The organism is Acinetobacter sp. GG23, assembly GCF_057766365.1.
On the sequence record NZ_JBYMDJ010000001.1, the window covers coordinates 87,613 to 112,581 of the forward strand.

Below are 24,969 nucleotides of genomic sequence, written 5' to 3' on the forward strand. Positions count from 1 at the left end.
TCAAAACCATAATGTTAATTAAATAAGTACCGAGTTCTATTGATTTAAATCATCAACCATATTTTACAAACCAAAAGACCAAGGGAATTAAAAAGGTATTATGGATGTAAGTGTCATTAACTTGTCATTACATCATCCATTCAATAGGTAAATAAGACACTACTTTCATGGCAAAACGTTGAAATTTCGTACTTTCAGGGTCTTGGCTATATCTAACTATAGATCCATCTTTTTGATGATCCAGCCAAATCACTTCACTTTGCGAGTTGAGTTTTAATTCATAAGCAATTTGCGGTAAATATTGATCTAGTGAGGTTGAAATCTGATCTTGAAGTAGATTTGATTCAACCACCAATCCCACTTCGGTGTTTAAATTGGCTGAACGTGGGTCAAAGTTAAATGAACCAATAAACACCATGCCGTCGATATCAAAAAATTTTGCATGCAAGCTAGAGGCATTTTTATTTTTAGCTGGAATGACATTACCTGTGACCACTTCATACCAAGTACGTTTATGCCGTTCAATATAAGGTTTGAACTCATAAAGTTTAATCCCGCCTTGCAGCAGATCATGACGATACTTTTTATAAAAAGCATGTACCAAGGGAACATCATTGGCCATGAATGAATTGGTCAGTACCCGAACCTCCACATTGTTCTTCACCAGTTGGGTTAAATACTCTGTACCTTTTTTGGTCGGGACAAAATAGGCGGAAACCAGCTCAAGGTGTTGCTTTGGCTCACCCATAATATTTAACATCTGACGATAAATCAGTTGATCACCTGATGCTTCTCCACGAATTTTATCCGGCGAGTCTGCAATAAAATGTGCTTTAGCCCAATTGATGGGACGGTCTTTTAAGTGCTGATTGATCTGCTTTTCGGCCAATTCAATTCGTTTTTTGAGCTGATCTTTTTGCAAGGCGGTAAGTTGATAAAACTTGCGTAATTTGGAGAGTTGCTCTTGTCGAGCAGTGCCCAGTAACTGCACGGTAGAATAACTTAAATCATCATTCCAAAAGTCCTGAAAAACTTGATTAGCATTTTTGACTGCATTTCCATAGAACAAAATATCCATATCGGTAAACTGGAAATTTTCACTGGCATCAAAGTATTCACGGCTGATATTGCGCCCGCCAGTAACCGCAATCGCACCATCCGCAATAATCAGCTTGTTATGCATACGGCGGTTAATGTTTTTTAGACGAAATACGTAATCAATCACGCGCAACTTTCTGAATTTATATGGATTAAAAAGTTTGATTTCAAAGTTTGGATGTTTCGCCAGTTGTTTTAAGGTGAAATCGAGTTTTGTTCCGTTCTGGTCATCAATCAGTAATCGAACTTTTACTCCACGATCTGCGGCTTTTAAAAGCTCTGCCAGCATCAGGTGTCCAATCGAATCATCTTCCCAGATGTAGTACTGCAAATCGAGATTATGTTGCGCTTTATTAATCAAATGCAGCCTTGAGGCAATACTGATAAACGCATCATCCAAAGTCAAATAAGCAGTGAGACCTTGTGCTATTTGTGTGTCAACATTTGAACCGTTTAACCAGTGTTTAGCATGAACCTGAATAGGAGGCTGTTTTTTTGATTCATTCATCGGCAAACTGCATCCTGTCAGTATGAGTACTGTAAAAGAAAACAAGACAGCATGAATAGATGATCTAATCTGCATAATTATTATAAAGTCATAAAGTTATAAGTACATATTATCATCATGTTAAAGGTTGAATCGGACAATAAAAAGCGGTTACTGTAGCTCATCTGTTAAAGAACCCTATAAAGGATGATTAATTCATGAAATCACGTGCTGCTGTTGCATTTGGTCCGGGTCAACCCCTCGAAATTGTTGAGATTGATGTAGCTCCACCCAAAGCAGGTGAAGTTCTGGTGAAAATCACTCATACCGGCGTATGTCATACCGATGCATTCACTTTATCTGGCGATGATCCTGAAGGTGTTTTCCCTGCGGTATTGGGACATGAAGGTGCGGGTATTGTGGTGGAGGTGGGAGAAGGCGTGACCAGTGTTAAACCTGGCGATCACGTGATTCCACTTTATACTGCGGAATGTGGTGAATGCTTGTTCTGTAAATCTGGAAAAACCAACCTGTGTGTCGCTGTTCGTGCAACCCAAGGTAAAGGTGTAATGCCGGATGGAACAACACGTTTTTCTTATAACGGTCAGCCGATTTATCATTACATGGGCTGTTCAACCTTTAGTGAATATACCGTTGTTGCAGAAGTGTCGTTAGCGAAAATCAACCCGGAAGCAAATCCAGAACAGGTTTGTTTATTGGGTTGCGGCGTAACCACAGGAATTGGTGCAGTACATAATACTGCAAAAGTTCAAGCCGGTGACTCGGTTGCCGTATTTGGTTTGGGCGGTATTGGTCTTGCAGTTGTACAAGGCGCCCGTCAAGCCAAAGCCGGTCGGATTATGGTGATTGATACCAATCCGGAAAAGTTCGAGCTCGCGAAAGAATTTGGGGCGACAGACTTCTTAAATCCTAAAGATTATGACAAACCGATTCAAGAAGTGATTGTTGAAATGACCGGTTGGGGCGTAGACCATTCGTTTGAATGTATTGGTAACGTCAATGTCATGCGTTCTGCGCTTGAATGTGCACACCGAGGTTGGGGACAATCCGTAATTATTGGAGTAGCGGGTGCAGGTCAGGAAATCTCGACTCGTCCATTCCAATTGGTAACCGGTCGTAAATGGATGGGTACAGCATTTGGTGGTGTGAAAGGTCGTTCACAACTTCCGGGTATGGTTGAAGATGCAATGAAAGGCGAGATTCAACTTGAACCTTTTGTCACGCATACCATGGGGTTAGACAAAATTAATGAAGCTTTTGACTTGATGCACCAAGGTAAATCAATTCGTACCGTAGTAAATTTTAAAGACTAATCTTCTGCAATATAAAAAACGGGCATATCGCCCGTTTTTTATATTGGCTGGTTTAAGCAGTTGCCTTAATCACCTCTGTAATTGAATCTGCGACATAATCAATATTATTTAAATTTAGACCGGCTGCACACATACGGCCACTACGTACCAAATAAATACCGTATTGATCTTTCAAGATATCAACCTGTTCAGCCGTTAAACCGGTATAGCTAAACATGCCTTGCTGTTTGACCAGATAACTAAAGTCACGTTCAGGCAAGGCTTGGCTTAGTTTTTCATTTAAAATTTGACGCATTTTAATAATACGTTCGCGCATTTCTTTCAGTTCAGCTTCCCATTGAGCAGTCAGATCGGCATTATTCAAAACATTATCAACCAACAAAGCGCCTGTGGTTGGAGGGCTTGAGTAAATACGGCGTACTGTTGCCTTTAATTGTCCTAACACTTTTTGTGCAGTAGCTTGATCATCACAGACAAATGTTAAACCGCCGATACGTTCGCCATAAAGAGAGAAAATTTTAGAGAATGAATTGCTGACAATAAAATTCATCCCGGTTTGATCTAAAGCGCGAATGGCATAAGCGTCTTGTTCCAGACCCTGGCCAAAACCTTGATAAGCAATGTCCAAAAATGGAATCAGATCCCGTTTCTGTAATACTTCAATCACTTGATCCCATTCAGCAGGCGTTAAATCTGCACCTGTCGGGTTGTGACAACAAGGATGTAACAGCACAATACTTTTAGCAGGAAGCTGTTTTAATTTTTCCAGCATCGCTGGCACATTGACACCATTGGTTGCTGCATCAAAATATGGATAGAAATGCGTATGCAGACCAGCACCATTAAAGATGGCAATATGATTTTCCCAAGTCGGTTGACTGACCCAAACATCAGATTCAGGAAAATATTTTTTAAGAAAATCTGCACCGACTTTGAGTGCGCCAGAACCGCCCAAAGTTTGAATGGTCACAGCACGACCATCACGACGTGCTTGGCTTTCTTGTCCCAAAACGAGCGCTTGAGTAGCTTGATTATAAGATTTCAAGCCATCCATAGGTAAATAGAGCTTGACCTGATCATTGCTCGCTTCAATATTTTTATAAGCCGCTTTAACGGCATTGAGTTGAGGAACAATATTGTCTTCATTGTAGTACAAGCCAATACTTAGATTAACTTTATGAGAGCGTTGGTCTTTTCCAAATTCTTCCATTAGAGAAAGAATCGGATCACCTGCATAAGTATCAACATGGTGGAACATGAATACATCCTTCGTTATATGTAGTAAACAAATCAAGCCTTCGGAACAGAGCGCATTTTATCTTTTATTGCCAATTGAGGATCGGTTATTTTCTTATTTTTAAAATAATAAGCAATCGACAAAACTGCAATCCAGACGGGAATCATCAGTACCGCAATGCGCATATCAGGGGTTTGGCTCATAATCAGCAAAATTCCGCACATAAAGATAATGCAGATATAATTTGTAAAAGGGTAGGCAATGCTTGGAAATTGCGTTGGTGCATTCATCGCAATTCTATGTTTCTTAAATTTCAAATGTGTATATGAAATGACCACCCAGTTAATCACAATCGCTGCAACCACCAGCATCATCAGCAGGCTAAACGCTTTTTCAGGAAATAAGTAATTGACCAACACACACATTAATGTAAAAAATGCAGAGACCATAACCGCATTCACTGGAATACCACGCGTGTTAATTTTACTTAAAATTTTAGGTGCATTTCCTTGTTGAGCCAAGCCTAACAACATACGGCTGGTACAATAATTGGTACTGTTATATACAGAAACAGCCGCAGTCAGCACTACAAAATTTAAAATCGTTGCGACGGTTTGACTGCCCAGAGAATCAAAAATAAGAACAAAAGGACTGCCACCTTGTGCCATTTGATTCCATGGATAAAGCGATAAAATAATCACTAGACTTAAGATATAAAATAACAGGACCCGGTAAACGATTTGGTTAATCGCTTTGGGTAAGGTTTTTTGCGGATTATCCGTTTCTGCAGCCGCAATCCCCACCAATTCAATGCCACCAAAAGCAAACATAATCATCGCCATTGCCATGACCAATCCCATGACACCATTCGGGAAGAAGCCGCCTAATTCCCATAAATTTTGCAGACTGGATTGGGTGCCACCACTGCCACTTGCCAGTAAATAGCTACCAAAAGCAATCATTGCAATAATGGCCAGAACTTTAATAATGGCTAACCAGAATTCCATTTCACCAAACAATTTGACGTGTAAAAGGTTAATTACATTGATGAAAATAAAGAATACCAGTGCTGAAACCCAGGTCGGAATTTCCGGCCACCAGTAATGAATATAAAGACCAATCGCGCTGAGTTCTGCCATACAGACCAGAATATTCAAAACCCAGTAATTCCATCCAGACATAAAGCCGGCAAATTTGCCCCAGTACTTATAAGCAAAATGACTAAACGAGCCACTGACGGGTTCTTCTACAATCATTTCACCCAATTGGCGCATCATTAAAAAAGCAATCATTCCGGCTATGGCATAACCTAAAATGACCGATGGACCCGCAAGCTTAATGGTTTGTGCAATACCGAGAAATAGCCCTGTACCGATCGAACCACCTAATGCGATCAGCTGGATATGACGATTACTTAAACCTTTTTTCAGGTTTCCTTGTTCAATTTGCTGCATTTTCTATCTTCATCCGTGCTGAGATAGTGCTCTATATCGGGATGATTGTGATCATTTCTAATTCTTATTTTATGCAATCATCAGAGCAGTATCAGAAATTTTATTAAAATATTTAAATAAGATGTATATTTTGCATGCACATACTCAATGTATGCGCATGAAAATAAAGGACAACTTAAATGTTCACACTGCGATTAGGCTTTTGAAATATCCAGTACACCACGTTTGATTTGATCGCGTTCAATTGATTCAAACAATGCTTTAAAGTTGCCTTCTCCAAAACCGTCATCATCTTTACGTTGAATAAACTCAAAGAACACGGGACCTAGCATATTTTCCGAGAAAATTTGCAATAACAGACGTTTGTCTTCGCCTTCAATATTGCCGTCTAATAAAATGCCGCGTTTTTGAAGTTCATCAGTCGGTTCGCCGTGGTTCGGTAAACGATCAGGAAGCATGTCATAATAAGTGGCTGGAGGGGGGGTCATAAATTTGGCACCCAAGGCTTTTAACTTATCCCATGTCGCAATCAGGTCATCGGTAATAAAAGCGATATGTTGAATGCCTTCACCATTGAACTCGTTTAAGAATTCAGCAATTTGACCATTACCTTTGTCAGAATCTTCATTCAGGGGAATACGGATTTTCCCATCAGGTGCAGTGAGCGCTTTAGAAGTCAAACCGGTATATTCACCTTTAATATCAAAATAGCGAATTTCCTGAAAATTAAAAATTTTCCCATAAAAATCTGACCAATACTGCATACGACCTTTGTAGACGTTATGGGTTAAATGATCGATTTCTTTTAAGCCTGTTCCAACTGGATGCGAATTCATATCATCAAAGAAAATAAAATCACTTTGATAAATATCACGATCGACCAAGAAAATAGGCGAGCCACCAATGCCTTTAATCGCCGGAATATTTAGTTCCATTGGGCCGATTTTTGAATAAATCGGTTCTGCGCCCAATTCAACAGCTTTGTTAAATGCTTTCGCGGCATCTTTGGTCCTAAAACCCATTGCGCATGCAGAGGGACCATGTTCTTTAAAGAAGAACGCTGCATAAGATTCAGGCTGATAATTGAGAATGATATTAATGTTGCCTTGACGCCATAAATACACATTTTTCGATTTATGTTTGGCAACTTTGCTAAAGCCGATGGTTTGAAAAATTTCATCTAGATCTCCATCTTTAGACACGAATTCAATAAATTCAAATCCACAAAGTTCTAAAGGGTTGGCTAGCTTATTCATACAACATCCTCATTTTATTAAAAGCAATCCTATTGCCTGTTTTTAACCTATTCACTTTTAAACAAACAAGAAAAATCATATTAATCAGTTCAATTTTTATGACAAATCCGTTTGCCTGATACTCTTTTATCGTTCGAGTTTTTGCTCGAAAACAAAACCTTATACGATAAAATTAATTTATTTTCTCATCATACGGCGGCTTTTTTATTATTCAATACATAATTTAATTACGTATTGCGTAATAATTTAGATTGATAAGTTTTCTTATAATATAAAGTAATGATATTTATAAAATAATGTTTTGTATTTTTGACATCACTTCCTAAATCTGTAATTGTGTTTTTTTGTAACTGAAAAAACTGTTCAAAATATCAAGCCGTAAACATAAAAAACTAATTTTGTTTTACTTATTAATGTCTTAAATTATTAATTTATACAAAAAAGAGAGAAATTATAAAATAAAAATTAACCCTGCTGCATAATCAAAGCTAAATGATCAAGGCAGTAATTTTGCATAAGGCGATCTCGTCTACATATAAATTCGAAAAGAGCTCTTACTCATCAGTCCATAAATTTAATAATTAAATTTTTTTCTCAACTTATCGTAATAGATCAATCTATGAGTAGATTGCTCAATGGCGCATTGTGAATTTTCGGAATCAAGGAAAATGGGCCATAAAAGTTTGATTAGAAAGTGAGGGGGGCATGTTTATAAAATTTGAAAAAAAAGCAAAGCTTATTGTTTTGGTGTTTTTTTAAACCATAGATAAGTAAAAGTTGACCAATTTATGTATTTTTATTTTGTATAAAACCCTTGTCAAATGTATGAATACAGCGTATTTTAATTTTAATACACATACTTTTTTGAAGAAATAAAGATGTTAAAGCAACCAGTCACCTCAAACGCACGTTATTATTTTTGGCAATTTAGATAGTTGCCTGAATGCGTTCGGGCAATAAATGGTTGCCCACCAAGTTTTATAACCTGATCGGCAACCCTGATCAGGTTTTTTTATGCTTTATTTTTTATATACTTTTGGAGTTACTTCATGAAAACATTAAACTACTCATATTTTAGTAACTTCTATTGGTTTTATTTTAGTCAAGTAATGACCCTTGCCTCGCAATCCGTTAGACCCATAACGCTCAAATAAAAGATTGGACTGGAAAAAGTCCCCAGGAAAGACCAATGAATGCTTTAAATACTGCTTTACAACAAACGCAAACTCCTGAAAAAGAAACTATTTTAAGTTTGCCTCATCAATTGAAGGCACAATTGCCTTTATCTGGAAAATTGGCTCAGCAAATTGCCGAGCAGCGTCAAACTATTCAAAACATTTTAGATGGCAAAGATCATCGTTTAATGGTGGTAACAGGCCCATGTTCAATTCATGACCCCATTTCTGCACTCGAATATGCTGAAAAACTACAACAATTACAAAGCCAAATCGCTGATCAAATTTTTCTGGTTATGCGTGCATATATTGAAAAACCACGTACCACTATTGGCTGGAAAGGTTTCCTGTATGACCCAAATCTAGATGGTTCATCGAATATGCAATTGGGCTTAGAGAAATCACGTCAGTTATACTTACAAATTATAGAAATGGGTTTACCCCTTGCTTCTGAAATTTTAAGCCCGATGGCGACTGCATATTTCGATGATTTACTGGCTTGGGGTGCAATTGGTGCACGTACCAGCGAATCACAAATTCACCGTGAAATTTCAAGTCACATGCCGTACAGCATTGGTTTCAAAAATGGTACAGATGGCTCTATTCAAATTGCACTTGATGCCATTCAATCGGCTGCACATCCACATCAATTTTTAGGCATGAGTCAATCTGGCCTACCGTGTATTTTAGAGTCTAAAGGCAATCCGAAAGCCCATCTGATTTTACGCGGTGCAAATTCAGGGCCTAACTACGCATTGGCTGAAATTGAAAAAATTAAAGAAAAAACCAAAGGGGAATTACCTGCTTTAGTGATTGATTGCAGTCATGGTAACAGCCACAAAAACCCTTTATTACAATCTGAAGTTTTACGTACCATTATAGATGAACGCGTTCATACCCATGTTCGTGGCGTGATGTTAGAAAGTCATTTGGCGGACGGTCAGCAAAAGATTTCATGTAATATGACTTATGGTCAATCTGTTACTGATGGTTGTTTAGGGTGGGATAAAACACAGCAACTTTTATTAGAAGTTGTAGATTCACTTCGTATTTCTCAATTAAAGCGCAGTGCTTAATATTTCTGAACCAACATGCTTATTTTATGATGCAGCCCCGTTAATCGCGGCTGCATTGTTGCTCATAAGCACCTTTGTATTATCTGTTTAAATTTAGAACAATACTTTGTTGATGCTCTATACATTTTTTGTCAATTTCTTTAACTGATTAGAATTAACAGATTTGAGTGGTATGATTTCTTTAGGCAGAATAATAAAAATTGAGACTAAGTAATAACTGATTGGTTAATAAATACAATTCACTCTATGTGTTGCTTGGTACTTGAAATAATTTTAAATGGGAACAAATATGTATAGTGCGGAATTATTGGAAGAAGCGCGTAAAATAATATTTCATATGCTCACCAAGGTCGTGGAATATGGTGGCTCAGACTTGTTTATTTCAGCAGATTTTCCGCCGAGTATTAAACATCAAGGGATGATGAAACCGATTGGACAACAAGCGCTAACAGCGGATAAAACCAAACTGTTTGCCTATAGTTTAATGAATGAAAAGCAGCGACAGGAATTTGAAAATGAACTCGAATGTAACTTTGCCATTAGCGTTCCCGATGTTTCGCGTTTTCGTATTAATGTATTTCAACAACAGTTACAAGTGGGTATGGTGATTCGTACCATTACTGCGGAAATTCCAAATTTTGCCCAGTTAAAATTACCTGAATCGCTTAAAGATGTGATGATGGCAAAACGTGGCTTGATTTTAGTGGTGGGCGCGACCGGTTCGGGCAAGTCAACCTCTTTAGCAGCCATGATTGATCATCGCAATGAAAATTCAGCAGGGCATATTATTACGGTTGAAGACCCGGTAGAATTTGTACATAAACATAAAAAATCCATGATTACTCACCGTGAAGTTGGGGTGGATAGTCACTCATGGCACAATGCTTTGAAAAATACTTTACGTCAGGCACCAGACGTTATTTTAATTGGTGAAATCCGTGATACTGAAACAATGGAACATGCAATTGCTTTTGCGGAAACCGGGCACTTATGTCTAGGAACGCTACACGCGAATAATGCCAATCAGGCCCTTGACCGGATTATTAACTTTTTCCCTGAAGAACGAAAAAATCAATTACTGATGGATTTGTCTTCCAATATGAAAGCCATTATTTCACAGCGTTTAGTCCGTACTCAAGATGGACGTGGACGTCGTGCGGCGATTGAAATTTTACTGAATACTCCTTTAATTGCCGATAATATTCTTAAAGGTCAATTGCATGAACTCAAAGAAATCATGAAGAAATCCCGTGAACTCGGCATGCAAACTTTCGATCAGGCCTTATTTGATTTGTATAATCAAGGTGCAATTAGTTATGAGGAATCCTTACGTAATGCCGATTCTATGAACGAATTACGTTTACAAATCAAATTAAAAAGTCCGAGAGATGATCAATCTGTAGCTGGTACAGCAACATCATTTAGCATGGTGCAAGAAAGTAATCCAGAAGAAAGTGAAAGCAAGCAAGAGAACCTAACCTAGTTGAGTCATGGGCAAGTAATGTCCAACGATATGATAAAAATAAGCATTATTCCATTTTGGGAGGATGCTTATTTGTTTTGTACCCATCTAGATAGCCTTTTTAGGCTACAGTATGTTTACGATCTACAAATAACTTATAAAAAATTAAGCTTGATGCCGTGATCAATGCACAGAGGAGATAGGCAAAACTGTAGCCTTGGTGAGCAATCACCGCACCGAGCAAGATCGAACCAATCGCAATTCCGATGTCATAACAGGTAAAGAAGGTTGAGGTTGCATGCCCAATTCGATCTTTGGGTGAGCGCTGAATGGAAATGGTCTGCAAGCAGGGTTGAGCCGAACCAAAGCCCATACCCACAAATACTGCAGCAAGCATCAATCCAGTCACTGTATTGATTTGGCTTAAAACAATCAGCCCAATGGAAAATAAGGCAATAGCAGGATAAACCACATAGTTGGGGCCTTTACGATCATAAATTTTCCCAGTGATTGGTCGCAAGCTCATCATTGAAATTGCAAAGACCACAAAGAATAAGCTGGCATAGGGAAGCAGATTTTTTGATTCGGCAAATGTTGAAATGAACGACATGATACTGGCATAAGAAAAAGAAATGATCATGGCCATAATTGACACGGGCAAAGCCTTCTTCTCTACAAAATCTTGCATAGATAAACGCTGTTTCCCTTTTGTTAGCACTGGTTTGGCTTCTGTCTGAATGGGAATCATAAAACAAAAAATAAAGCCTATACAGATAATAGCAGCTAGAATTGCTGCGACCATGGTATAAGACAGGGGCTGGATTAAGGTCAAGCCGAGCAAAGGGCCAAGTACAATACCCAAATTAATAGACATGACAAAATATCCCATACCTTCGCCTTTACGCTGTGCAGGAATGAAATCATTGGCAATCGGTACCGTCACCGTAGTTAAAATGCTGAACCAAATTCCATGCAAGAATCGAATAACTAAAAGAAAGCTTAAATTGTCAGCAAATAAATAAGCAAAAGAAAACAGACAAAATAAGGCTTCGGAAACGTATAAGGTTTTTTTACGTCCAAATTTTTCAATAATTAAACCACTAAAGGGACGAACCGCAATTGATGATGCCATAAATAGTGTCATGGCTAAACCCGCTTGCGCTAAAGTTCCATGTAGCTCATTTAAAATATAAATAGGTAAAATAGTCGTTTGGGCAAAATAAAACACAAACAAGAATAGATTATTGGCCAGACATAGAATAAAGGATTTATTCCATAACTGTTGTGTATTTGCAGGAGACATAATTTACCTAGATTCGTAAGAAGTAGACGATTTATCAGGCTTATCGAGGCAATTATTTTTGTAGGCTAGAAAAATGTTTTTATAATAAATAAAGATAAGTCAGATCATCGTTAGATTGTATAGATTTTAGATGATTACTATTAAAAAGTATAGCTGAATCAATAATAAAATATATTAATTTGTTTAATTTTTCATTTTTTTAATTATTAATCTCATATTGTGATTTTAGATCCAGTATTTATATATTTAACTAGGGTTCGCGTGAAATAAAAAAAACCAGTCATAAAGACTGATTTTTTATAGATATAACCAGGATTATAAACCTGCTTCATATTCACTGTTTGAAAGTAACTTTTCGACATCTGCCATATTGTTTGGCTTGATTTTATAAATCCAGCCCTTGCCATATGGATCATCATTCACAAAGTCCGGATCATCTTCAAGATCAGGATTGACTTCAATTACTTCGCCCGAAACAGGAGCATGAATATCAGAAGCTGTTTTAACCGACTCCACCACACCTGCTTGTTCGCCGGCAGTAATTTGCTGGCCTACTTCTGGTGCTTCTACATAGACTAAATCCCCTAAAGCATCCTGTGCATGATCGGAAATACCGGTAACAACCAGATCACCTTCAATTTTGACCCATTCGTGAGTACTGGCATACTTTAATTCTGAAGGGTGATTCATTGATGACTCCTTTAAAATATTCAAATCATTTTTGCCATGTTTTATACATGTTTTTTGCTAAAAACAAAAGTTTATAAGTAAGGATCTTTACGCCAATTGCTTGGACTACGGCCACTCCAGCGTTTAAATGCCCGGCTAAAATTGGCCACGTCACTATAGCCAAGTTCATCTGCAATCAGCTCTAGGGTGTAGTCTGTTCGGGAAAGCAGCGATGTTGCGTGACGATAACGTACTTCATCTACGATAGTTGAAAATGACGTACCTTCGGCAGCTAATTGGCGTTTTAAAGTCCGATCGGACATATGCAGTCGATCTGCGACATTTTCGATACTTAAATAATGCTGCTCTGAATTGGTCAAAATATCCCGCACCCGCATGGCCAAACGACGGCGTTCACCTAATGCCGAGAGTTCAGCTTCACATTGGTTAATCGCAATCTGGCTGGCAAGGGGGTCAGCATTGACCATTTTTAAACTCAGGTATTTCTTATCAAAACTTGAGAGCAAATGGGGGTGTTCAAAACGAAAATGATGCGATGGAAATTTTGCCATATAACGCTCAAAACCGGCTGGTTTCGGGAAATCAAAATCAATTTCACCAGATAAATCCTCACAGCCCGTTAAGGCTTTTGCCATGGTGACAATACCAAAGGTCAATGCTATCGTAATTTCAGTTCTTAAAGGCTCAATATCAAAATCACATTGCAATTGCAGTGTTGCCTTCTCGCCAAAGGTTGAGAAGTAAAGCTGTAAAAATGGTAAACGGAGCTGAATAAAGCGATTAGCCAAGACCAGGGCATCGGTAATATCATGTGCCGTCATAATGGCATAACCAATAAAACCATGAATGGAAATTCGCATTTGGGTACCCAAATGAAAACCCAACGTCGACTCGCCGGTTAAACGTAATGCATGTTTAACCAGTTCATTTGCAACAGGGGTTGGAATGCGAAAATTTGGCTCTGCCAGCTGTTCACTGCTTAAATGGAAAGGAGTAAACAAGGCTTCTGCATTATAGCCCCAGCGTGACACTACATCGAGGAGCAATAGACCGTAAACCCCTGGTATTCCCTGATCCTGTCTTGGAGAAATCGTTTTCATGCGCTATCCATTGCACTTAAGTCATTTTTATATTTGTTGATTTTTCATATTGGCATGAAAAGAAACAGTATCCTATTAAAATTGTTCGACAATTTATCAAAGCCTGTAAATTAGACAGGTTTGAATTCCTTTTTAAAGACCACAATTTTCGTTGTAGAGATAAGCAGCACATCCTGATTCTGATTCAATGCCTGAGTTACATAGCTCACTATAGCGCGGTCAGTTTTGGTTTTTGATGGCGTAATCGCAACAATTTCAACCCCAACATGAACTTTATCGCCAGGACGGGTCGGTCGTGGCCAGCGCAGGTTAGATTCTGAACCAATCAGGCCATAAGCAACCGGAAAACATTCTGTCCATAAACGCATGGTCACGGCACAGGTATGCCAACCACTGGCTGCAATACCTTGAAAAATAGGATGCTCGTTAGCTTGATCTTCATCAGTATGGAAAGTTTGCGGATCATACGTATGCGCAAACTGTTTAATTTCATCCAAGGTCATTTCATATTCCCGACTAATGAAACGATCCCCGATTTTTATATCTTCTAAATACAGCATCAATGCGCTTCCTTTTTCTTCAATGCCTGTTGTTCTATCAAAAAACTGCCAGTTTGTCTTTGCCACAAATGCGCATAGATACCATTCAGCGCGACCAGTTCATCATGTGTACCTTGTTCTACAACTTTTCCTTCATCCAGTACAACTAAACGATCCATTTGGGCAATCGTCGATAGACGATGTGCAATGGCGATAACGGTTTTACCCTCCATTAAATCATCCAGACTGGATTGGATTGCGGCTTCAACTTCGGAGTCTAAAGCACTGGTCGCTTCGTCTAAAATCAAGATTGGTGCATCTTTTAAAAATACCCGTGCAATCGCAACCCGTTGACGTTGTCCACCCGAGAGTTTGACACCCCGTTCACCGACATAGGCTTCATAGCCAGTTTTGCCACGCAAGTCGGTCAGTTGCGGAATAAAATCTTCTGCCTTGGCTTTACGGACGGCTTCAAACATTTCTTCATCGCTTGCATGGGGGCGACCATATTTAATATTTTCGGCCACAGTGCGGTGCAATAAGGAAGTATCTTGAGTCACCAAAGCAATGCTTTTACGCAGACTATCCTGGGTTACATCTTCAATGTTTTGACCGTCAATCGAAATGCGGCCTTGGTTAAGATGATAAAAATGCAATAACAATTGAATCAGGGTAGATTTACCCGCACCTGAACGGCCCACGATGCCGATTTTTTCACCGGGTTTGATGGTTAAATTTAAATGATCTATCACATTTTTATTGTTATAGGCAAAGCTGACATCTTCAAATTTGATTTCACCATGTTGTACCAGTAAAGGCTTGGCATCTTTCTTGTCTTGAATGTTAATCGGGCGGCCCATAGTTTTCATGCCGTCTTGAATGGTACCGACATTTTCAAATAAAGCAGAAGATTGCCACATCATAAATTCAGCAATGCTGTTGAGCTTTAATATCATGGCAGTCGTTGCAGCAATAATACCCAGTTCAGCTTGTCCATTGATCCAGAGCCAAATCGCTGTCCCTAACACGCCTACATATAAAACTACACTGAGTAAATTAATGCTAATTTCATACTGCACCCCTAAACGCATTTGCTTATACACCGTGATCATGAAGCCTTGCATGGATTCTTTGGCATACTGACTTTCACGCCCCGCATGGGCAAACAGTTTCACAGTTTGAATATTGGTATAGGCATCCGTCACGCGACCGGTCATTACAGCACGTGCGTCGGCCTGTTTATTGGAAATTTGGCTTAGACGTGGAATAAAATAGCAGGCAGCCGTAATGAATAGTACTAACCACAGCATGAGTGGCAAAATCAGCAGAGGAGAAATAGCGCCCAGAACAAAACTGATGGTGACAAAATAAATCAGCACATAGGCCAGCATATCACCCAAAATTACCCAGAACTCACGTATTGCAAGCGAAGTTTGCATCACTTTGGCCGATAAACGGCCGGCAAAATCATTGTGGAAAAAATCCAGACTTTGCAATAAAAGTAGGTTGTGAAAGCGCCAACGCAGACGCATGGGAAAGGTACTATATAAAATTTGATGCTTGATCACGGATTGCATGCTGGCGAATAAAATATTGGCCAACAAAATACCTGTCAAGAGGGTCAAATTTTGCGAATGCTCTGCTAAGAAGGTGTCGGGTTGACTCTTGCTCAACCAATTAACCAAATCGCCAATTTTTGCATACAGTACCGCTTCAAAACTTGCCGCTCCCGCAGTACATAACACCAGTAACAGCAGATATCGGCGAACACCCGTTGCAGCTTGCCATACAAAAGGAAAGAAGCGTGTTGGAAGTGGTTCGTTTAAACCTTTGGATGGGTAAGGATCGACCAGTTTTTCAAACCATTGCAACATAGGTTACGCTCCAATTTATTCAAACGATTCAATATCAGTATTATGCAATTGTTACAGTATAAACACTATTCTATATTAACGCTTAAGGCTCTTCTGAATAGCTGCAAACAAGTATCTAGATATTAGAACCTGATCAGGTTGAGGCCCGAATTGCGCCATACTTGGTAAAACGGTTAAGGCATAAAGATTCATGGGTATAATAAAAGCCGGAAGCCTAAATCCAAAATTAATTTGCTCAATTTAGTCAAAAATCTACTATTTATCAGAAGTCTATCATGAAAGTAAATTATAGGAATTCATCAGCTCATAGAGCTCTTTAAAAAATATTTAATTAACAATTAGAGGGGGAGTTATTGAATCTGCTACGATTAAATAAGTGCTTCATAGCGCTATCGCTTTTTTCAAAAATACATTACTTATCTGGATATTTAGAGCATAAATAAAGCTGGATAGAAATTCTAGTCTTTAAAAGACTACAACCGGTACGTTATATTTTTAGTGATCTATTTTAATAAAAATATATTAATAATATAAAAACACTAACTTATCTTTTATGTATCTAGAAATTAGTATAGCGAATCATTGTGTAATATTGATTTATTTTATGGTGTATTGCTTAAATCTTATGATGCTTTTAGTAATAAATGTTAATAAATGCTTCAAGTTTTAATTATGGATCAAGCATATAGATTTATAAAATTTACATTGAATGAAATTGAAACAGATGAAGACTTGGTGAATGAAATATAAAGAGTAAAGTGAATAAAGTCAGAATGAGGGCGTTATAGACCAAAATATTTTATAGGAGGTAAGTGTAAATGACTACTCAAGAACCAGCTAAACAAAATCCAAAAAAACAATCAAATCATCAACAGCAGCAACAACAAAATCTGCAAAAGCAACCTAATCAACAAAACGACCGCCAACAAGAACATCCACCTAAACAACAGAAATAAAACTTTGATTTTTTTGCTCCTGAATATTAATTTTTTATTCATGGTTTTATCTGTGTTCAAAGTTTTACTAGATTTATAGTTTCATTATTTCTATCCATCATCAAAAGGGAAAAATAATATGAACTCAAAAGATGTAAAAATCATAGTCGCTGTCATAGTCGCTGTAATCATTGCGGTGATTCTTTATTCCCTATATGAAAGAAACAAAAATGAAAATATGGGAAATTTAAAGAATGGGCAAAGTAATACACTGCTTAGTCCTATGCACAAGATAACCTCAAGCGCATAGAGCCGTACCAGCATGCTAAAGATAGACTAGAGCAATAATATTTTAACGTTTTTATGAAGATGAACCTTTATAAGTGAAACTGGCTAGAATCAGCCAATTTTTCTAAACACAATACTGTTATAAGGAGAAAAAAGATGGCAAATTCTGATGAAGATCGTATTAAAAACAATCCAAATAATGATGAGCGAGATCCACACCCAGTAGGAACAGGTGTAGGTGCTGCAGGTGCTGCTGCTGCAGGTGCCGCAATCGGTAGTGCGGGTGGCCCAATCGGAGCTATAGTCGGTGGAGCAGTGGGTGCGATAGTGGGTGGTGTAGCCGGCAGTGCGGCAGGTGAAGCGATAGATCCCACTGTTGAAGATACCTATTGGCGTGAAAACAGTGCTCATCAACCCTATTATAAGTCCTCGCAAAACACTTATCCGGATTTAGACTATGATCGCGATTATCGGCATGCTTATCGTGTAGGTTATGAGGATTTATCTACATATGATTCATCCAAAAGATTTGAAGATGTAGAGCCAGATCTTCGTTCTAAATGGGAACAATCAAAAGCAGAATCCCGCCTGTCCTGGGAAGAGGCTAAACATGCCTCACGTGATGCATGGAATCGTTTACGTCCCTAGAGCGACTCCATAATCTCAAGCACGTTTAAACCAATCTTTTTAATTTTAAAAGGGTTGGTTTTTTGATTCAGTCTTCATGAAAGAAACGGAATTATATTTTTTCTCATATTTTTATAGCTTCAAGTGATGGCTATTTTTCAAGCTCTACGTGATCATCTTAATCAAATCATCTTAATCAATAAGTTTTTCAAAATCCGGATTCCTGATTTTTTTTACAGTAGTTATTTAATCTCTCTCATCTTAAACAATATTAAATTTGAAGTTTCACGATTAAATAATGCTGAAATAAATATAAGTAAAGAGATTTTTAAGGATGACTTTAATATTAAAGATAGGTGGTTTTAGGTAACAATTGTGAACGTGATTTTAAAGGTCTAGTTGGAAATCAATAATATAAAGTGATGCCGGTTTACAATGAATGAAATTGACACAGAGTTACACTAGGATAAAGCAAAAGAAAGAGTAAATTGATAGTACCGTAATTTAGGCGATGTAAAATTCACGCGATATAGATTCATAATCTGAACAGGGAATTAAACATGAATAACCAACCACAAGATCCGCAACTGGATCAACCGAACCTACATATTGAATTCTCTCAAAGACCTAACGAAGAGAAGGGATATACTCCACCTAATCCACAGCTGGATCAACCCAACCAACATCTTCAACATTCAAATTTAATGAAGCAACCTCAGTAAAAACTTGTAAATTCCTGAAATTAAAGGGTCATAAAGGTTCTCATTTAAAATTTTGAATTCAGTTTTTTAAAACTGTTTTTATTAGAAAATAAGAAAAATAAAAGTAATATAAAAAACCCTCATTTGAGGGTTTTTTAAAGTCATAATCAGTTTGGCATTTAAATTAATTACATTTCATTAATACTTATAAAAAATATAATTTATCATTGATTTTCTTAAATAAAGAGTTATTTCAATTCATACAACAACGCTTTATTTTAAAGTTTAAACCAATGGATGATTGGGTTCTGCTATCGCCGCTGAAACAGCTGAGAATTGCTTAAAATCAGCGCCAGAAGGAGCTTGATAAACTTTCAAACCAAATTCTGGGATAATTGCAATCAGGTGATCAAAAATGTCCGATTGTATTGCCTCATAGTCCTTCCATACCGTAGTGTTTGTAAAAGCATAAATCTCCAGTGGCAAACCTTCACTGGTCGGTTGTAATTGGCGAATGATTAAAGACTGATTTTGCGCGATACCTGGATGTTGATTTAAATAAAATTCCACATAGGCTCGAAATGTCCCTAAATTGGTTAAACGTCGCTGATTATAGGATGCCTGATTCGACAATTGCTGATTAAAGCTTTCCAGTTCACTATGTTTGGTGTTTAAGTATTGATCGAGCAATAGAAATTCTTTGAGTTTCTGCTGTTCTTTGTCGGTCATGAAATGTACGCTACTCTGATCAATATAAATTGATCGTTTGATGCGGCGCACACCAGCAGAGGCCATGCCACGCCAGTTTTTAAAGGTATCCGTCACCAGTTTGTTGGTCGGAATGGTGGTAAAAGTCTTATCAAAGTTTTGCACGGTAATGGTATGTAATGACATATCAATGACATCACCATCTGCATTCAGGGTAGGCATTTCAATCCAGTCACCAATACGCACCATGTCATAAGATGAAATCTGTACTGAAGCAACTAAAGACAGAATGGTATTTTGGAACACCAACATCAGAACGGCAGCCATGGCACCAAAGCCTGCAAGCAAGGTAAAGACATCTTTTTTCAGAAATGTCCCTAAAATCATTAAGCCACAGACAATAAAAATAATCAGCTTAACCAACTGCAAATAGCCTTTAATCGGCTTATTTCTTGATTTTGGATTACGCTGATAAATCAGGTTAAAAATACTTAAAAATTCACTGATGGCCAGTGCCAGAGTCAGGAAAATAAAGGCTTGTGCACCCATCTGGACCAAGGTAACCACTTTTCCTGAAATGTGCGGAATCGTCACTATGCCGTTCATAATGACAATCGCAGGCACAATATTTGAAATACGGCTGATGACGCTATGTTCAGCAAAAATACTCGAATTAGCCCATTTCATCTTTGAAACAAGCTTGCGAATACCCCGAACTACCACTTGTTTGGCAATAAAGTTTGCGAGAACTGCCAGTAAAATCAGGATACTTAGGGAGGTTAGCATCTCTAACCATGGATATTGATCTGACCAATCTTGAATATTACGGATAAAAGCAAAATGCTCCAAAAATGCACCCTCAATATAGAAATTTAAAAATTCTTTATAGTTTATAGAGTTATAATTTTATCATTGTAGGCGGTAACGTTTTTGCTACATGAATTCAAACTGAATTAACGACCAAGTAAAGTTAAGGTCAGGCTATGAGTATTTTTGAAATTTGATTCAATCGTATTATGTATTTGAAGGGGATGCCAACACCGATATTGGCATCGCTTTTTAAATTACTGAAAAACTAAACTTACCACATCAAATCATCAGGAATCACATAAGCTGCATATGGATCTTCTTCATCAGTAATTTGCTCATTCTTCTCAGAATTATTGACGATAATAAAGCCTTCCATTTTGTCATTAATGCGATCTGCCAAGGCTTTCGGTAAAACTGCATAACTCTCGCTTTCTTTGGCAATCACCAATGAACCGGAAACCAGCGCATTATAAATTTGTTGATTGAGATAAATCTTTTTGATTTTACTCTCGTCAATAAATTGATAAGACACTTCACCATCGATATCGCGAATTTTGTGCTGATTGATCATTTGGATAATGGCAGCTTTTAATTCTTTACCCTGCAACAGGCGTTTTTTCTCTAAATCCAGCGCTTGATCTTTCGCGAGTTTTTCCTGCTTATCTTGCGCAATTTTCGCTTTCAATTCAGCTTCGTTGCTTTGTCCAGTACGTTGTTCATGAACTGCCTGTTTAGACAATTTTTTAGCCTTTTTATTATCGACTAAACCAGCTTTTAACAATTGAGCCTGTAATGCATTTTTGACCATAATAAATTCCGAAACTACTCTTGAATACGTCGATAACGAAAATAAATAACCCAATATACGGCGCTAAGCGTCCAACTCAACAGCGCAGGGATAAGGAATGAATCTAATTTTAAATAAGGATAAATCAGGCTGGCAACTAAGCCACCGATGAAAAATCCAAATAAAATGGCTAAATGGAGAATAATCCGTCTGCGATCTACCTCTAAACCACGTAAGCGATAACCTAACGCTAAACCTAAATCGGTCAAAACACCAGATAAATGGGTGGTCCGAATGATGGTGCCTTTGTAATGACTGAACATGGCATTTTGCACACCCATTGCCACACATGCCCAAAGCAAGGCATAGCGGGGAAAATAGGGCAATAGAAACCAGCACAGCAAAATGAAAAAAGCCACCAGGCTTAAAGGAAAACCATAACGGCGACCTAAGCTAAAGTGGCTATTTCCCAGTATTATTCCGCTATAACATGAACCGATTACATAACACAGGACAACCAGGCCTAAGTAAACGATCTGTTCAGGTTGCCAGTGCAATAAAGCCATGGCCAACATGCTGACATTACCGGTCATATGTGAAACGGACTGATGTAAAATGGTCACCAGCCCGAGGACGTTAATCATTCCTGCATTCATTGCAAGAAAAAAAGCACCTAGTTGAACCCAAAGCGGTAAAGTTTGAAGAGGCATAACGTCATAGAAAAATTCTTAATAATGACTATCTTAATCTAAACCGCGGTCTACAGCAGCAGTAAATAGCACATCTGTAGAAGAATTTAATGCCGTTTCAGTCGAATCTTGCAATACGCTGATGACCATGCCAATCGCAACCACCTGCATGGCAATATCTGAACTAATGCCGAATAAGCCACATGCTACTGGAATAAGCAGTAAAGAGCCACCGGCAACACCAGACGCACCGCATGCTGAAACAGTTGCAAGAACCGATAAAACCAGCATGGTGGTGAAATCAACCGGAATCCCTAAAGTATTCACAGCAGCCAGGCTCAGCACCGTAATAGTGACTGAAGCACCGGCCATGTTAATGGTCGCACCAAGGGGAATGGCCACATTTGCCGTAGATTCATTCACGCCTAAACGTTTGGCTAAATCCAGATTCACTGGAATATTTGCTGCAGAGCTTCGGGTGAAGAAGGCAGTAATTCCGCTTTCACGTAGACATTTAAACACCAGTGGGTAGGGGTTTGTACGAGTCACAAATGCCACCATAATTGGGTTAATCACCAAGGCCACAAAGAACATCGTGCCAATCAGTACGGCCAATAATTGGGCATAGCTCTCGAAGGTACTTAAGCCGGCTTCTGCAACTGTGACCGCCACCAGACCAAAAATCCCCACTGGGGCAAAATTAATCACCAGACGAATCACGGTGTTTACCGCATTTGCAGCGTCGGTGAGCAATACTTTTGTGCTGTCATTGGCATGACGGAATGCCGCACCCAAAGCAACAGCCCAAGCCAAAATACCAATAAAGTTCGCTTCACTAATCGCAACAACAGGGTTGGCCACAAAACTTAAAAGCAGATTTCTTAAAATTTCAACCAGACTGCCGGGCGGTTGTAAGTCCGTATTTGCAGGGATATCCAGAAACAAGGTACTTGGGAAAATAACGCTGGCAATCACTGCACTTAACGCAGCCAAGAACATCCCCACAGCATACATCACTATAATTGGTTTGATTTTAGCGCCATGTCCAACTTTAAAATTAGCAATGGAGGATAAAACCAGCACGAAAACCAATATAGGAGCAACAGATTTAAGCGCTTTAATAAACAAGTCACCCAACAGACTTAAATAAGGAGCCAGATTAGGGAACAAAACAGCAACACCAATACCTAAAATAATGGCGATAATAATTCGGGAGACTAAACTTAAACGCATTAAAGCAGTGAACATAGAGGTGCCTTGTTACAAATACGAGGACTAAAAAATTTACAAATATGCTCGCCATTTTATACCTAAAATAGTTGCTGCTAAAAATTAATTTTTATATAAAAACTAACTACTTATTTTTAAAGTTGATATTCTTATTTTTAAATATTTTTAAACTCATAGAAATTAAATATTCTGGTTATAGATATACTTTAAAACTCCCTTATTAGATCGAAATTCCCTCAAAATTTTCTCTTGATTACCAAGCCTTGTTTAGATTTAATCCAGTCGATTGTTGCGAACTGACTGGACACATTTATAGCGAGGTATATACCTCTTAAGAGTTTAAAAAAACTTCAGGGGAAAGTTCTTGCATGGCTTGAAAATGAGACAGATAAATTTGACCACTTAAATGTTTTAACAGTTTTGAATGCTGTAATTTATCCATTACTGGCCCCTTAATTTCTGAAAAATGTAATTTGATATTAATTTTTTTAAATTCTGCATTTACATCCTCCAGCATTTCTAAAGCACTCAGGTCAATTGCACTAATACTTGAACAGTTGATCACCACATGTTCTAAGTCCCTATGCTGACTTACTGCATTAATCAAGAAACCTTTTAAAGTATTGGCATTTAGAAAAGTCAGGTTTTCATCAATACGCATAGAAAGCACCTTAGAAGAGGTCAGCACCTGACGGCGTTGTACATTTCTAAAATGTTGCGTGCCTTCAACCAAACCAATCACCGCAATATGGGGACGACTAATTCGCCACAATAAAAGCATAAAGGTGGAGACAATACCAATGATTAAACCGGTAGAGATATCTATGCAGATCACGCCAAAAAAGGTAATCCACATGGCAATACCATCTGCTTTTGAATAACGCCAGGTTTCAATAAAAGGTTTGAAATCGACCAGCTTCCAGATAGAAACTATAATGGTGGCTGCCAAAATAACCAGAGGCAAATCACGGAAAAAACCGGTGAAATATAGGCTGACCACCACAATTAGCAGCGATGAAAACACACCTGCCAGTGGTGTTTTAGCACCCGAATCTGCATTCACCACAGTTCGAGATAAACTGCCGGTGACCGGAAAGGCAGAACTAAGACCGGCACTTAAATTGGCTAAACCTAAGGCGACGAGTTCCTGGTTGCTGTTTAAATGACTGCGCTGCTGTAATGCTGTCGCTTGTGCGATGGATAAGGATTCGACAAAGCTAATCATGGCGATCATTGCAGCACCCGGCAATAGAGTGATGACCAAGTCCATATTCCAATACGGCATACTGAGAGGCGGAAAACCTGACGGAATTTCTCCAACAGTTTTAATACCGATTTCTTGCAAATTTAGAAAATAAACCGCAGCAATTGAAGCAACGACGAGTATCAACGGTAATGCTTTAGAGATAAAAGCTGTCGACCCAATACGACTTTTAATGGCATTGGAATTTAAAACTTTAGGTAGATAAATCAGAAAGAGTAAGGCAAACATGCCAAAAATAAAGGTTTGAATATTGCTATACCCAATGTATTGCCAAAAGCTGAGCAAAAATTCAGGAATATTATTGGCTTTTAACGGGACATCAACCAGAAATTTGAATTGACCTAAAGCAATCAATAACGCGGAAGCGATAATAAAACTTTGAATTACGGGATGGCTAATCAGTTGAATAAGAAATCCAAATCTAAAAATCCCGAGCAGTAAGGAGATGATTCCGACCATCACTGCAAGTAAACAAGCAGCTTGTATATAAACTGGAGAACCGACTTCAAATAATGGATTTAAAGTGGCAAAGGTCATCATGGAAATAATAGCGACCGGACCAATGGATAGCGTAGGACTACCACCAATCATCGCATAGATAATCATCGGCAGAATGCTGGCATACAAGCCCATTATAGGCGGTAAACCTGCAAGCATGGCATAGGCCATGCCTTGCGGAACCAGCATTGCAATCACAATCAGCGCAGAAAGAAGATCTGATTTAAATTTGGCTTGGTCATATGTGCGCAGCCATTGCCAAGCAGGCAATAATCTTGTTAAGCGAGAATTTAAATCTGACATATCTAAAGCTAAATCACTATTTTAGATATATTATGCATAAAAAA

At 38.3% G+C, this 24,969-nt stretch carries 20 protein-coding genes; 6 read left to right on the forward strand and 14 right to left on the reverse strand.

Features of this window, described 5'->3' with window-relative positions; translation table 11 throughout:
* Positions 1–127: 127 nt before the first annotated feature.
* Complete coding sequence (locus AC3CAU_RS00490; protein WP_131217474.1) at positions 128–1,681, reverse strand: phospholipase D family protein; 1,554 nt, start codon at positions 1,679–1,681, stop codon at positions 128–130.
* A gap of 122 nt (positions 1,682–1,803) precedes the next feature.
* On the opposite strand from AC3CAU_RS00490, the gene AC3CAU_RS00495 reads away from it, so the two are divergent.
* Positions 1,804–2,919: an S-(hydroxymethyl)glutathione dehydrogenase/class III alcohol dehydrogenase gene (locus AC3CAU_RS00495; protein ID WP_131217472.1), complete on the forward strand. Its 1,116-nt coding sequence runs from the start codon at positions 1,804–1,806 to the stop codon at positions 2,917–2,919.
* A 52-nt stretch (positions 2,920–2,971) separates the two neighbouring features.
* Here AC3CAU_RS00495 and AC3CAU_RS00500 read toward each other — a convergent pair whose 3' ends face one another.
* From AC3CAU_RS00500 to hppD, 3 genes are all read right to left on the reverse strand, one after another.
* Entirely contained in the window at positions 2,972–4,177 is a 1,206-nt protein-coding gene (locus tag AC3CAU_RS00500; protein WP_447053027.1) for an amino acid aminotransferase, read from the reverse strand.
* A 32-nt stretch (positions 4,178–4,209) separates the two neighbouring features.
* The gene (locus tag AC3CAU_RS00505; RefSeq protein WP_447053028.1) at positions 4,210–5,610 is read right to left on the reverse strand and encodes an amino acid permease; all 1,401 of its coding nucleotides are present in this window, start codon (positions 5,608–5,610) and stop codon (positions 4,210–4,212) included.
* Between the two features lie 194 nt (positions 5,611–5,804).
* Positions 5,805–6,866 (reverse strand): 4-hydroxyphenylpyruvate dioxygenase, encoded by a 1,062-nt coding sequence (hppD, locus tag AC3CAU_RS00510; RefSeq protein ID WP_447053029.1) that lies wholly within the window; start codon positions 6,864–6,866, stop codon positions 5,805–5,807.
* 1,189 nt (positions 6,867–8,055) lie between these two features.
* Between hppD and AC3CAU_RS00515 the strand changes: the two genes are divergently transcribed.
* Together AC3CAU_RS00515 and AC3CAU_RS00520 are read left to right on the forward strand one after the other, a co-directional pair.
* The gene (locus AC3CAU_RS00515) at positions 8,056–9,117 is read left to right on the forward strand and encodes a 3-deoxy-7-phosphoheptulonate synthase (protein WP_131217464.1); all 1,062 of its coding nucleotides are present in this window, start codon (positions 8,056–8,058) and stop codon (positions 9,115–9,117) included.
* A gap of 289 nt (positions 9,118–9,406) precedes the next feature.
* Positions 9,407–10,600, forward strand: coding sequence for a PilT/PilU family type 4a pilus ATPase (locus tag AC3CAU_RS00520; RefSeq protein WP_488368402.1), 1,194 nt, complete (start codon positions 9,407–9,409; stop codon positions 10,598–10,600).
* 100 nt (positions 10,601–10,700) lie between these two features.
* Here the strand turns inward: AC3CAU_RS00520 and AC3CAU_RS00525 are convergent, their stop codons facing one another.
* From AC3CAU_RS00525 to AC3CAU_RS00545, 5 genes are all read right to left on the reverse strand, one after another.
* Complete coding sequence (locus AC3CAU_RS00525; protein WP_131217459.1) at positions 10,701–11,882, reverse strand: MFS transporter; 1,182 nt, start codon at positions 11,880–11,882, stop codon at positions 10,701–10,703.
* Positions 11,883–12,197: 315 nt separating this feature from the next.
* Positions 12,198–12,572 carry a glycine cleavage system protein GcvH gene (gene gcvH, locus AC3CAU_RS00530; RefSeq protein WP_131217457.1) on the reverse strand — a complete coding sequence of 125 codons (375 nt, stop codon included), beginning with the start codon at positions 12,570–12,572 and terminating at the stop codon, positions 12,198–12,200.
* Positions 12,573–12,643: 71 nt separating this feature from the next.
* Positions 12,644–13,672 (reverse strand): helix-turn-helix domain-containing protein, encoded by a 1,029-nt coding sequence (locus AC3CAU_RS00535; protein WP_131217455.1) that lies wholly within the window; start codon positions 13,670–13,672, stop codon positions 12,644–12,646.
* Positions 13,673–13,782: 110 nt separating this feature from the next.
* Complete coding sequence (locus tag AC3CAU_RS00540; RefSeq protein WP_447053031.1) at positions 13,783–14,232, reverse strand: MaoC family dehydratase; 450 nt, start codon at positions 14,230–14,232, stop codon at positions 13,783–13,785.
* Positions 14,232–16,085, reverse strand: a complete 1,854-nt coding sequence (locus tag AC3CAU_RS00545; RefSeq protein ID WP_447053032.1) for an ABC transporter ATP-binding protein — start codon at positions 16,083–16,085, stop codon at positions 14,232–14,234. The genes AC3CAU_RS00540 and AC3CAU_RS00545 overlap by 1 nt, the downstream gene beginning before the upstream one ends.
* Positions 16,086–16,903: 818 nt before the next feature.
* On the opposite strand from AC3CAU_RS00545, the gene AC3CAU_RS00550 reads away from it, so the two are divergent.
* The 3 genes from AC3CAU_RS00550 (at position 16,904) to AC3CAU_RS00560 (ending at position 18,657) form a co-directional block, all read left to right on the forward strand.
* The gene (locus tag AC3CAU_RS00550; protein WP_424620264.1) at positions 16,904–17,041 is read left to right on the forward strand and encodes a hypothetical protein; all 138 of its coding nucleotides are present in this window, start codon (positions 16,904–16,906) and stop codon (positions 17,039–17,041) included.
* A 423-nt stretch (positions 17,042–17,464) separates the two neighbouring features.
* Entirely contained in the window at positions 17,465–17,956 is a 492-nt protein-coding gene (locus AC3CAU_RS00555) for a hypothetical protein (protein WP_447053033.1), read from the forward strand.
* Positions 17,957–18,495: 539 nt separating this feature from the next.
* Positions 18,496–18,657, forward strand: a complete 162-nt coding sequence (locus AC3CAU_RS00560; RefSeq protein ID WP_424621023.1) for a hypothetical protein — start codon at positions 18,496–18,498, stop codon at positions 18,655–18,657.
* 264 nt (positions 18,658–18,921) lie between these two features.
* Here AC3CAU_RS00560 and AC3CAU_RS00565 read toward each other — a convergent pair whose 3' ends face one another.
* From AC3CAU_RS00565 to AC3CAU_RS00585, 5 genes are all read right to left on the reverse strand, one after another.
* Complete coding sequence (locus tag AC3CAU_RS00565) at positions 18,922–20,193, reverse strand: mechanosensitive ion channel family protein (RefSeq protein ID WP_424621025.1); 1,272 nt, start codon at positions 20,191–20,193, stop codon at positions 18,922–18,924.
* 232 nt (positions 20,194–20,425) lie between these two features.
* The gene (locus tag AC3CAU_RS00570; protein ID WP_131217446.1) at positions 20,426–20,962 is read right to left on the reverse strand and encodes a DUF2058 domain-containing protein; all 537 of its coding nucleotides are present in this window, start codon (positions 20,960–20,962) and stop codon (positions 20,426–20,428) included.
* 14 nt (positions 20,963–20,976) lie between these two features.
* Positions 20,977–21,651, reverse strand: coding sequence for a YoaK family protein (locus AC3CAU_RS00575; RefSeq protein WP_447053034.1), 675 nt, complete (start codon positions 21,649–21,651; stop codon positions 20,977–20,979).
* A gap of 33 nt (positions 21,652–21,684) precedes the next feature.
* Complete coding sequence (sstT, locus tag AC3CAU_RS00580) at positions 21,685–22,878, reverse strand: serine/threonine transporter SstT (RefSeq protein ID WP_131217442.1); 1,194 nt, start codon at positions 22,876–22,878, stop codon at positions 21,685–21,687.
* Positions 22,879–23,191: 313 nt separating this feature from the next.
* Complete coding sequence (locus AC3CAU_RS00585; protein ID WP_447053035.1) at positions 23,192–24,925, reverse strand: SulP family inorganic anion transporter; 1,734 nt, start codon at positions 24,923–24,925, stop codon at positions 23,192–23,194.
* Positions 24,926–24,969: the final 44 nt, after the last annotated feature.

Coding starts and splice junctions, on each gene's coding strand:
- AC3CAU_RS00570 (WP_131217446.1), bottom strand. CDS start 20,962: ATGGTCAAAAATGCATTACAGGCTCAATTGTTAAAAGCTGGTTTAGTC.
- AC3CAU_RS00490 (WP_131217474.1), bottom strand. CDS start 1,681: ATGCAGATTAGATCATCTATTCATGCTGTCTTGTTTTCTTTTACAGTA.
- AC3CAU_RS00540 (WP_447053031.1), bottom strand. CDS start 14,232: ATGCTGTATTTAGAAGATATAAAAATCGGGGATCGTTTCATTAGTCGG.
- AC3CAU_RS00560 (WP_424621023.1), top strand. CDS start 18,496: ATGAATAACCAACCACAAGATCCGCAACTGGATCAACCGAACCTACAT.
- gcvH (WP_131217457.1), bottom strand. CDS start 12,572: ATGAATCACCCTTCAGAATTAAAGTATGCCAGTACTCACGAATGGGTC.
- AC3CAU_RS00495 (WP_131217472.1), top strand. CDS start 1,804: ATGAAATCACGTGCTGCTGTTGCATTTGGTCCGGGTCAACCCCTCGAA.
- AC3CAU_RS00575 (WP_447053034.1), bottom strand. CDS start 21,651: ATGCCTCTTCAAACTTTACCGCTTTGGGTTCAACTAGGTGCTTTTTTT.
- AC3CAU_RS00520 (WP_488368402.1), top strand. CDS start 9,407: ATGTATAGTGCGGAATTATTGGAAGAAGCGCGTAAAATAATATTTCAT.
- AC3CAU_RS00505 (WP_447053028.1), bottom strand. CDS start 5,610: ATGCAGCAAATTGAACAAGGAAACCTGAAAAAAGGTTTAAGTAATCGT.
- AC3CAU_RS00555 (WP_447053033.1), top strand. CDS start 17,465: ATGGCAAATTCTGATGAAGATCGTATTAAAAACAATCCAAATAATGAT.
- AC3CAU_RS00500 (WP_447053027.1), bottom strand. CDS start 4,177: ATGTTCCACCATGTTGATACTTATGCAGGTGATCCGATTCTTTCTCTA.
- AC3CAU_RS00585 (WP_447053035.1), bottom strand. CDS start 24,925: ATGTCAGATTTAAATTCTCGCTTAACAAGATTATTGCCTGCTTGGCAA.
- AC3CAU_RS00525 (WP_131217459.1), bottom strand. CDS start 11,882: ATGTCTCCTGCAAATACACAACAGTTATGGAATAAATCCTTTATTCTA.
- sstT (WP_131217442.1), bottom strand. CDS start 22,878: ATGTTCACTGCTTTAATGCGTTTAAGTTTAGTCTCCCGAATTATTATC.
- hppD (WP_447053029.1), bottom strand. CDS start 6,866: ATGAATAAGCTAGCCAACCCTTTAGAACTTTGTGGATTTGAATTTATT.
- AC3CAU_RS00515 (WP_131217464.1), top strand. CDS start 8,056: ATGAATGCTTTAAATACTGCTTTACAACAAACGCAAACTCCTGAAAAA.
- AC3CAU_RS00535 (WP_131217455.1), bottom strand. CDS start 13,672: ATGAAAACGATTTCTCCAAGACAGGATCAGGGAATACCAGGGGTTTAC.
- AC3CAU_RS00545 (WP_447053032.1), bottom strand. CDS start 16,085: ATGTTGCAATGGTTTGAAAAACTGGTCGATCCTTACCCATCCAAAGGT.
- AC3CAU_RS00550 (WP_424620264.1), top strand. CDS start 16,904: ATGACTACTCAAGAACCAGCTAAACAAAATCCAAAAAAACAATCAAAT.